The 8,244-nt window shown below is 69.3% G+C and carries 6 protein-coding genes; 4 read left to right on the plus strand and 2 right to left on the minus strand.

Features of this window, described 5'->3' with window-relative positions; genetic code table 11:
• Positions 1-214: 214 nt before the first annotated feature.
• Positions 215-1,654 (minus strand): multicopper oxidase family protein, encoded by a 1,440-nt coding sequence (locus ACZ7J0_RS33615; RefSeq protein ID WP_470893858.1) that lies wholly within the window; start codon positions 1,652-1,654, stop codon positions 215-217.
• A gap of 204 nt (positions 1,655-1,858) precedes the next feature.
• Positions 1,859-2,401: an SRPBCC family protein gene (locus ACZ7J0_RS33620; RefSeq protein WP_470893860.1), complete on the minus strand. Its 543-nt coding sequence runs from the start codon at positions 2,399-2,401 to the stop codon at positions 1,859-1,861.
• 179 nt (positions 2,402-2,580) lie between these two features.
• Between ACZ7J0_RS33620 and ACZ7J0_RS33625 the strand changes: the two genes are divergently transcribed.
• The 4 genes from ACZ7J0_RS33625 (at position 2,581) to ACZ7J0_RS33640 (ending at position 8,150) form a co-directional block, all read left to right on the plus strand.
• Positions 2,581-4,275, plus strand: coding sequence for a carboxylesterase family protein (locus tag ACZ7J0_RS33625; RefSeq protein WP_470893862.1), 1,695 nt, complete (start codon positions 2,581-2,583; stop codon positions 4,273-4,275).
• A 74-nt stretch (positions 4,276-4,349) separates the two neighbouring features.
• The gene (gene asnB / locus ACZ7J0_RS33630) at positions 4,350-6,206 is read left to right on the plus strand and encodes an asparagine synthase (glutamine-hydrolyzing) (protein WP_470893864.1); all 1,857 of its coding nucleotides are present in this window, start codon (positions 4,350-4,352) and stop codon (positions 6,204-6,206) included.
• A gap of 134 nt (positions 6,207-6,340) precedes the next feature.
• Entirely contained in the window at positions 6,341-7,273 is a 933-nt protein-coding gene (locus ACZ7J0_RS33635; RefSeq protein ID WP_470893866.1) for an MIP/aquaporin family protein, read from the plus strand.
• A gap of 19 nt (positions 7,274-7,292) precedes the next feature.
• Entirely contained in the window at positions 7,293-8,150 is an 858-nt protein-coding gene (locus ACZ7J0_RS33640; RefSeq protein ID WP_470893868.1) for an arylamine N-acetyltransferase family protein, read from the plus strand.
• Positions 8,151-8,244: the final 94 nt, after the last annotated feature.

Here is an 8,244-nt window from a genome sequence, read left to right on the forward strand (position 1 = left end):
ATATCTCCGCTGAAGTGGATGCCCGGGAGTGGGGGGGCCGACCGGCCGGCCGGCGGCAACAGCCGACCGGCCGGCCGACTCCGAATTCCCCGGAATCATCCGACGCTTGCCGAGGCGCGGCCAATGACGGCGGCCGCACTCCGTCAAGTGCCGTGAGAATCCATCAGGTCGACCGTGATGCCGGTCACATCGGAGCCTTCCGTACAGCGCTTGTTCACACGATTTCCATCTGCGCCATCATTCCCATGGCCGCGTGGTCGAGCATGTGACAGTGGTAGAGATACTTTCCGCGGTAGCTGTCGAAGGTGGCCTGGAACTTGACGGTTTCACCCGGCATCACGCGGATGGTGTCCTTGAGTCCGGCCTCGGCGGGACCGGGCGGAGTGCCGTTGCGTTCCAGGATCCGGAACTGCACGAGATGAATATGGAAGTTGTGCGGAATACCCAGGTTGGCATTGGTGACGGTCCAGATTTCGGAGCCTCCCCACGGGACCTTGTTGTCGATCCGGTTGTGGTCGTAGACCTTTCCGTCCATATAGCCCTGCGGGTTGAGGCGGCCGTCCTCGTCCATGCTCATGACGACGGTGCGACTGCCGGTGACGGCGGGAAGCGCGGGAAGGGTCCGCAGGGTCGCGGGGACGGAGCTGGGGTCGGTGCTCGTCTTCACCACGTCGAACCGCAGGACCTTGCCGGTCTGCTCGGCCGGCCCGGGGCCCTCGGTGTTCTCCAGGACGAGCTTGGTGCCGACGGGGTAGCGGGAGAAGTCGATGACGACGTCGGCGCGCTCGCCCGGCGACAGGGCCACGGTGTCGGTGCTGAAAGGTTTCTCCAGCAGACCGCCGTCGGAGCCGATCTGGATGAACGGGCTGCCGTCGGCGAGCTTGAGCGTGAAGAACCGAAGGTTGGTGGAGTTGAGCAGCCGGAAGCGGTACTTGCGGGCCGAGACCTGGAAGTACGGCCACGCCTTGCCGTTGGCGAGGATCGTGGAGCGGCCCATGAAGTCGTCCATCTTGTAGACGAACTGGCCGGCCGCGTCGAAGTTGGCCTCCCGCAGCATGATCGGCACGTCGTACGAGCCCGACGGCAGCGGCAGCGCCTTCTCGGTGGCGTCGGTGAGCAGGTAGAACGCGGACAGGCCCCGGTAGACGTGCTCGGACTCCATGTGGTGCGCGTGGTCGTGGAGCCACAGCGGGGCGTGTGCCTGGGCGTTGGGGTAGTGGTACTGCTTGCTGCCGCCCGGGGCGATGGTGGCCATCGGGTCGCCGTCGTGCTCCGGTGCGACATGGCCTCCGTGCAGATGGATGGAGACCGGCATGTCCAGCTTGTTGTACTGGTTGATCACGACCGGGCGTCCGGACGTGGCCCGGATGAGGCCCGGGAAGGCGCCGTTGAAGCTGAAGACCTCGGTGAGCTTGCCCGGCAGTATCTCCTTGGTAACCCGCTTGATCGCCACGTTGTAGGTGTCGATGCCGTTGGCCGTGGAGTACGGGGCGATGACCTGCGGCAGGGGCATCGGCTGGGCGAAGAACTGTGTGGCGGCGGTGTCTGCCGCGGCGACCGACCCGGCGCTGAGCAGCGGCGAGAGTGCGGCGCCGGTGGCCACCGTGCCACCCGTGGCGAGGGCGGCACCGATGAACCGTCGTCTGGAGAGCATGTGTGGGGATTCCCCTCGTGAGGGCGCGCCCGTCTGCGCGCTCGGAAGTGTGCAGGCTGTGCGGCATGGGGGGTGTGGTGCGTGGGGGGACGTACGACGGAGCCGGCCGGGGCGACGGCGTGGTGCCGGGGGCCACCGGCCGGCTCGGGTCTGCGCGAGCTCGGGTGGTGCGGGGTCGGTTCTGTCGCGGGAGCCGCTCGGGCGTCAGTCCTTCTCGACGACGACCTTGATCTTCTCCAGGGTCTCCGTGACATCCCGAGTCATCTTGACGGTCCAGTCGGCGATGAACTTCTTCGTGTCGTCCTCGTCCATGTCCTTCGTGATCTCATGGATTCCGGGCGACGCGTACCCCATGCGGAATGTCTGGGCCAGAGTGCAGCCGTTCTCGCGAGGGGTGATCTCGAAGGACCATACGAGATCCTGGGGTTCGCCGGTCTTGGAGTGGATGCGCCAGCGGAAAGCCCTGCCGGGTTCGGTGGCGACGACTTCCGACTTGGTGTGCCAGATTCCGCGGATGAGCGGCGCCCAGGCCACGATGTCGTCGCTGCGGAAGTTCTCCCCGCGGAAAATGGAACCCACCACTCCCGGCTCACCGGACAGCCATGTGCCGTCCTGGAGTTCCGAACTCCACTCGGAATGGCGCTTCATGTCGCTGACGATGGAGTAGATCTTGTCGGCCGAGGCCGCGATGTGAATCTCGGCGCCCAGCTCGAAAAGGGGGCGAGACTCCAGAATCGACGTTGTCATGCCTGGATCCTGCCGAGAGCAACGGATCCGCTCAAAGGTCCGGGGGTGAATCCGTCAGGTTCTGAAGCGGTTCCCCGGTGACCTGACTGAGTACGCCGGGGGCCATTGGCCGGCTCAGGGCCGCGGGGGCACCATCTCGACCGTCGTCAGCGGCATTCGCACGCACGGGGAGTTTGTATATGTCCCAGTCGGGAGTTTCTCATGAGCCTCGCAGACGCTCCGTCGTCGCCGCGGCCGCCGCGGCGGTGGCGGCCGTGACCGTCCCGGACGCGGCGGCGCAGCAGCGTACGGGCGGCGGCGCGGCGACGGCCCCCGAGGAGACCGGGCCCGTGGTGACCCGGACGACCGGCGGGCTGATCTCCGGCGAGCGCGGCGGCGGGCTCTCGGTCTTCCGCGGTGTCCCGTACGCCGCTCCCCCGGTCGGAGCGCTGCGCTACTGCTCCCCCCGCCCGGTCACCCCGTGGAGCGGGGTCCGTGACGCCACCGCCTTCGCCCCGGTGTCCTACCAGTCGTATCTGCCGGGCTCCAGCGAGGACAGCCTCTACGCCAATGTGTGGACCCCCGACACCCGGGGCTCCCGCCCGGTGCTGGTCTACATCCACGGCGGCGGCTGGTTCCTCGGCGCCGGCAGCGAGCCGGACTTCGACGGCGCCCGCCCGGCGGCCCACGGCGACATGGTCGTCGTCACCTTCAACTACCGCCTGGGGGCGCTTGGCTGGGGCCTGCACGAGGACCTCGCCGACCCACGCACCGGCGGCTACTCGAACTGGGGCCTCCAGGACCAGGTGGCCCTGCTGCACTGGATCCGCAGGAACGCGGCCGCGTTCGGCGGCGACCCGGACAACATCACCCTGGCCGGCACGTCCGCCGGCGGCTCCTCCGCCTGGCAGCTCGGGCTTCTTCCCGAGCTGCGCGGCACGGTCAAGCGGATCGTGCCGATCAGCGTCAAGCACGTCTGGGAGCCCGCCAGTTCGATGAGCCGTGAGGACTCCCACCGGGTCTTCGAGCTGATCGCGCGCAAGCTCGGCACGACCGTCAAGGGGCTGCGCCAGGTCCCCGCCGACCGGCTCAAGGACACCTGGGAGAAGGTGTTCTCCGGCAGCCCCACCGACCGGGAGGTATCCACCTGGCGCGAGTACCAGGGCCCGGTCGTCGACGGTCGCTGGATGCTGGGCCACGACTACGAACTTCCCACCCCGAACCTCCCGACGCTGGCCGTCTACGGCCGCACCGAGGGGACGTTCTTCACCACCGGTCCCGGCTACCCCTTCCCGGGTCCGCATCCCACCAATGACGCGGAGCTGCGGGACGCGATCCGTGCCGTACTCCACAAGGGCGCGGTGCACGTCGCCGACACCGAGGTCGACTCGGCGATCTCCGCCTACCGCAGGGCCGCCACCATCGACGGTCTCCCCCAGGACCCGGTGTCCATCTGGGGCGCGATCTGGGGCGACAGTCTCTTCCGGTACCAGATCACCCGGCTCGCCGAGCGGCAGGCGCGGGAGCGCCCGGGGGTGCCCAGCTATCTGATGGAGTTCGCGCACCCGGTCGCCCCTCCGCTGACCGGTACCCCGCACGAGGCCACGTCGAAGTTCCTCTTCGGCTCCTACGCCTCCGCGGTCAACGCCCCGGCCTACGGCAACGGGCCGCTGGAGAAGCGGGTGTCCGACACCTTCATCGAGCTCGTCGCGTCCTTCGCCCGGGGCAAGGCGCCCAGCAGCCCGAACGCTCCCGCCTGGCCGGTCTTCTCGCCCGACCGGCCCAGCACGCTGATCCTCGGCGGCGAGCACGTCGCCCGGGTCGGCGAGCGCTCCGCGCTGCGGCAGCTGCGCCACTGGGACGACGCCGGATGGGTCCCGGTCCCGCGCCCCTGACTCCGTACACCCCGCTCACCCCCGCATGGGACGTCCCCTGGACAGGGGAAAACCGAGAAAGGAACTGAGGCGCTATGTGCGGACTCACCGGCTGGGTCGGTTACGACCGTGACCTGACGCTCGGCGGCGACACGGCGGCGGCCATGACCCGGACCCTGGAATGCCGGGGCCCGGACGACGGCGGCATCTGGCTGTCGCGGCACGCCGCCCTCGGCCACCGCCGGCTCTCGATCATCGACCTCGAGAACGGCCGCCAGCCGATGCACGTCAACGGCAGCGACGACGAGCTGCCCGTCCTCGTCTACACCGGCGAGGTCTACAACTTCCTGGAGCTGAAGGCCGAACTGGCCTCGCTCGGCCATGAGTTCCGCACCTCCAGTGACACCGAGGTCGTGCTGCACGCCTACCTCGAATGGGGCGAGGAGTTCGCCGAGCGCCTCAACGGGATGTACGCGCTCGCCATCTGGGATCCCCGGACCGAGGAACTCCTCCTGGTCCGCGACCGGATGGGCGTCAAGCCGCTCTTCTACTACCCGACCGCCGACGGCGTGCTGTTCGGCTCCGAGGCCAAGTCGATCCTGGCCCACCCGGAGGTCGAGGCCGTCGTCGACGCCGAGGGCCTGGCGGAGATCTTCGCCATCATCAACACGCCCGGCCACGCCGTCTTCAAGGGCATGCGTGAGGTCGTCCCCGGCACCGTCGTGCGGTTCGGACGCGACGGCCACACGACCCGTACGTACTGGACCCTCCAGGCGCGCCCGCACACCGACGACCTCGACACCACCATCGCCACGGTCCGCGAGCTCCTCGAGGACATCGTCGAGCGCCAGCTGATCGCCGACGTGAAGGTGGGCACGCTGCTCTCCGGCGGCCTGGACTCCAGCGCGGTGACCGCGCTGGCCGCCAAGGTGCTGCGGGAGCAGGGCAGCTCGGAGAAGATCACCGCCTTCTCGGTGGACTTCAAGGACCATGGCGAGACATTCCGCGACAACGGCATCTGGATGGATCCGGACACTCCGTACGCCGTCGACGTGGCCGAGCACTCCGGCGCCGAGCACATCATCGTCGAGCTGGAGAACACCGACATCCTCGACGAATCGGTCCGCGCCCGGGTGCTGCGCGCCCAGGACCTCCCCGTCTCGACCGGCGACATGGAGCACTCGCTCTACCACCTGTGCAAGGCGCTCAAGGAGCGCGTGACCGTGGCGCTCTCCGGTGAGGCGGCCGACGAGATCTTCGGCGGCTACAACTGGTTCTTCGACGAAGAGGCCGTCAACGGCGACACCTTCCCCTGGTACGACGCCTGGCGGCGGCTCGGCGGTCTGGACACGATCAAGGAGATCGGGCTCTGGGACCGGCTCGGCATGGAGGAGTACGTCAAGCAGCGCTACGCGGAGTCCCTCGAGGCGGTGCCCCGGCTGGCCGGCGACTCCGCCCACGAGGAGCGGATGAAGGAGCTGACCTGGCTCAACATCACGCACTGGGAGAAGTTCCTGCTCGACCGCAAGGACCGGATCAGCATGTCCGCGAGCCTCGAGGTCCGGGTGCCGTTCACCGACCACCGGCTCGTGGAGTACGTCTACAACGTGCCGTGGGAGATGAAGAACTTCGACGGACGCGAGAAGAGCCTGCTGCGCGCGGCGGCCGCCCATGTGCTGCCGCAGTCGGTCCTGGAGCGCAAGAAGAGCCCCTACCCCTCGACCCAGGACCTGGAGTACGTCCGCGCGCTGCGCGCCAAGGTCCAGGACCTGCTGCACGACGGCTCGCCGGTGCTGCGCCTGGTGCCGGCCGAGGGCATCCAGAAGCTGCTCGACAAGCCGCTGGAGGAGTACTCGGCCCTCGGCGGGCTGTGGGGCACCCGGGCCGTGATGGAGCGCCTGGTCGAGTTCAACGCCTGGGTCGCCGAGTACGACGTCCGCGTGGAGATCTGAGCCGCACCTCCTGGACCCTCACCGTCCCGTGACGCCGGGGGACCGCCTTCGGGGCGGTGCCCGGCGCACGGGTGCGTGAGGCCCAGTCGTCCCACCCACACCAGCCGCCGCACCGGAAACACGGAGCAGGAACGATGGCCAACAACAGGCAGCCAGGTACCCACAGGAAACCGCCCCGGACACCGTTCGAGCCGTACCTTCCGGCCCGGGCGCGCACGGTCGTGCTGGAGTTCTTCATCACCGCGGGGATTCTGTTCCTCATCGTCACCACGGCCCGCTGGGTGTTCGCGCCGGACGCGCCGCTCAACTCCGTCCTGCGGGGCAGGGCGGCCTTCGTGGCCCTGGGGATCTTCTTCGGCGTCGTGAACACGGCGATCATCCACTTCTCCATGTCCCGCAAGACCGCCGGGCACATGAACCCCTCCGTGAGCATCGGTCTGTGGATGCTGCGGGTCTTCCCCGGCAAGGACGTGCTGCCGTTCTGCACCGCGCAGATGGCCGGGTCGGTGGCCGGCGTCGGCCTCGCGCGGCTGGTGTGGGGTCCGGCGGTGGGCATGCCCTCGGTGGGCTTCTCGGCAGTGGGGCCCGCGCCCGGCTGGGGGTTCTGGGGCGTGCTCCTCGCCGAGACGCTGTCCCAGCTCGTCTGTATGACGATCGTGGCCGCGCTGCTGATAAGGCCGCGCTGGGACTGGCTGATACCGGCGGCCGTGGGCGCGTGCATCACCTGCTTCATCATGATCCTCGGACCGGTGTCGGGCGGTTCGGTCAACCCGGCCCGCCAGTTCGGCCCGGCCCTGCTGTCCGGGCACACCGGGTTCCTCGCCGCCTACCTGATCGGCCCGGTCCTGGGCGCCGCGCTGGCGGCGGGACTCGCGGCCGCCCTGAAGCCGCCCGCCGCGGATCCCGCGGTCCTGGACGAAGTCGGGGCCGACCCGGCGAGACCCGTCCTCCCCGACCCGTACCCGCAGGCCCCGGCCATCGACCCGGACGCCGTGTGCCCGGACACGATTCCGCTTCTGCTGCTCAAGGCCGGCCCGAATCCGCCCGAAGAGCCCTACCGCATCTGACGACTCAGGAGGACCCCGCATGCTGGGAACGTACGGCCTGCCCACCGCGGTGGAGACCGCGCCCGAGTGGGAGAGCGGACAGCTCGACCTCGACGCGTACCTCGACCGCATCGGCTTCACCGGACCGCGCACGGCCACCGCCGACACCCTGCACCGGGTGCACCGCGGGCACATGAGCACCATCACGTTCGAGAACGTCGACATCACGCTCGGCCGCCCGGTGTCCCTCGCCATCGAGCGGATCCAGGACAAGCTGGTCCGGGCGCGCCGCGGCGGCTACTGCTACGAGAACAACCTGCTGCTGGCCGCGGCCCTGGACCGGCTCGACTTCCCGGTGACCCGGCTCCTGGCCCGCATCCGGCAGGGCGAGACGCGCCGGCGTTTCCGGACGCACACCGTCCTGCTGGTGCGCGCCGACGACCGGGTGTGGGTGGCGGACGCGGGCTACGGCTACACCGGTCTGATCGATCCGCTGCCACTGGAGGACGGCGCGTCGGTGACCGTCGCCGACTGGACCTGGCGGCTGGTCGCGGACGGCGCCGACTGGATCGTGCAGTGCCTGCGGCCCGACGGCTGGTTCGACATGTACGGCTTCCGCCAGGAGCCGCAGTTCCGGATCGACTTCGAGGCGGCGCACTACATCAGCTCGACCCGACCCGGCTCGCCGTTCGTGGGGCAGCTCGTCGCCCAGCGGGAGACGGAGAAGGAGCGGCGGCTCCTTCAGGACAAGGTGCTGGTGACCGAGTACCCCGACGGCAGCAGCGAGCGGCGGGAGCTGTCCGCGGGCGACACGGTGTGCGCGCTGCGGGACCTCTTCGCCGTGGCGTTGACCGACGAGGACGAGCGGCAGCTGCTCCAGTACTTCGCCGCGAAGTGACTTGACGTACTTCCGCTTCGCTCATGGCTCGCCGCGCCGGGATTCGGCGAAAGTCTGCCCGGGCCTTCCACCATCCGAAAGCCAAGGAGCACGG

This window comes from Streptomyces sp. NPDC038280 (genome assembly GCF_055600045.1).

Bases quoted from the DNA above. Each gene is read 5' to 3' on its own strand.
- ACZ7J0_RS33635 (WP_470893866.1), top strand. From the start codon at position 6,341: ATGGCCAACAACAGGCAGCCAGGTACCCACAGGAAACCGCCCCGGACA.
- ACZ7J0_RS33615 (WP_470893858.1), bottom strand. From the start codon at position 1,654: ATGCTCTCCAGACGACGGTTCATCGGTGCCGCCCTCGCCACGGGTGGC.
- ACZ7J0_RS33620 (WP_470893860.1), bottom strand. From the start codon at position 2,401: ATGACAACGTCGATTCTGGAGTCTCGCCCCCTTTTCGAGCTGGGCGCC.
- ACZ7J0_RS33625 (WP_470893862.1), top strand. From the start codon at position 2,581: ATGTCCCAGTCGGGAGTTTCTCATGAGCCTCGCAGACGCTCCGTCGTC.
- ACZ7J0_RS33640 (WP_470893868.1), top strand. From the start codon at position 7,293: ATGCTGGGAACGTACGGCCTGCCCACCGCGGTGGAGACCGCGCCCGAG.
- asnB (WP_470893864.1), top strand. From the start codon at position 4,350: ATGTGCGGACTCACCGGCTGGGTCGGTTACGACCGTGACCTGACGCTC.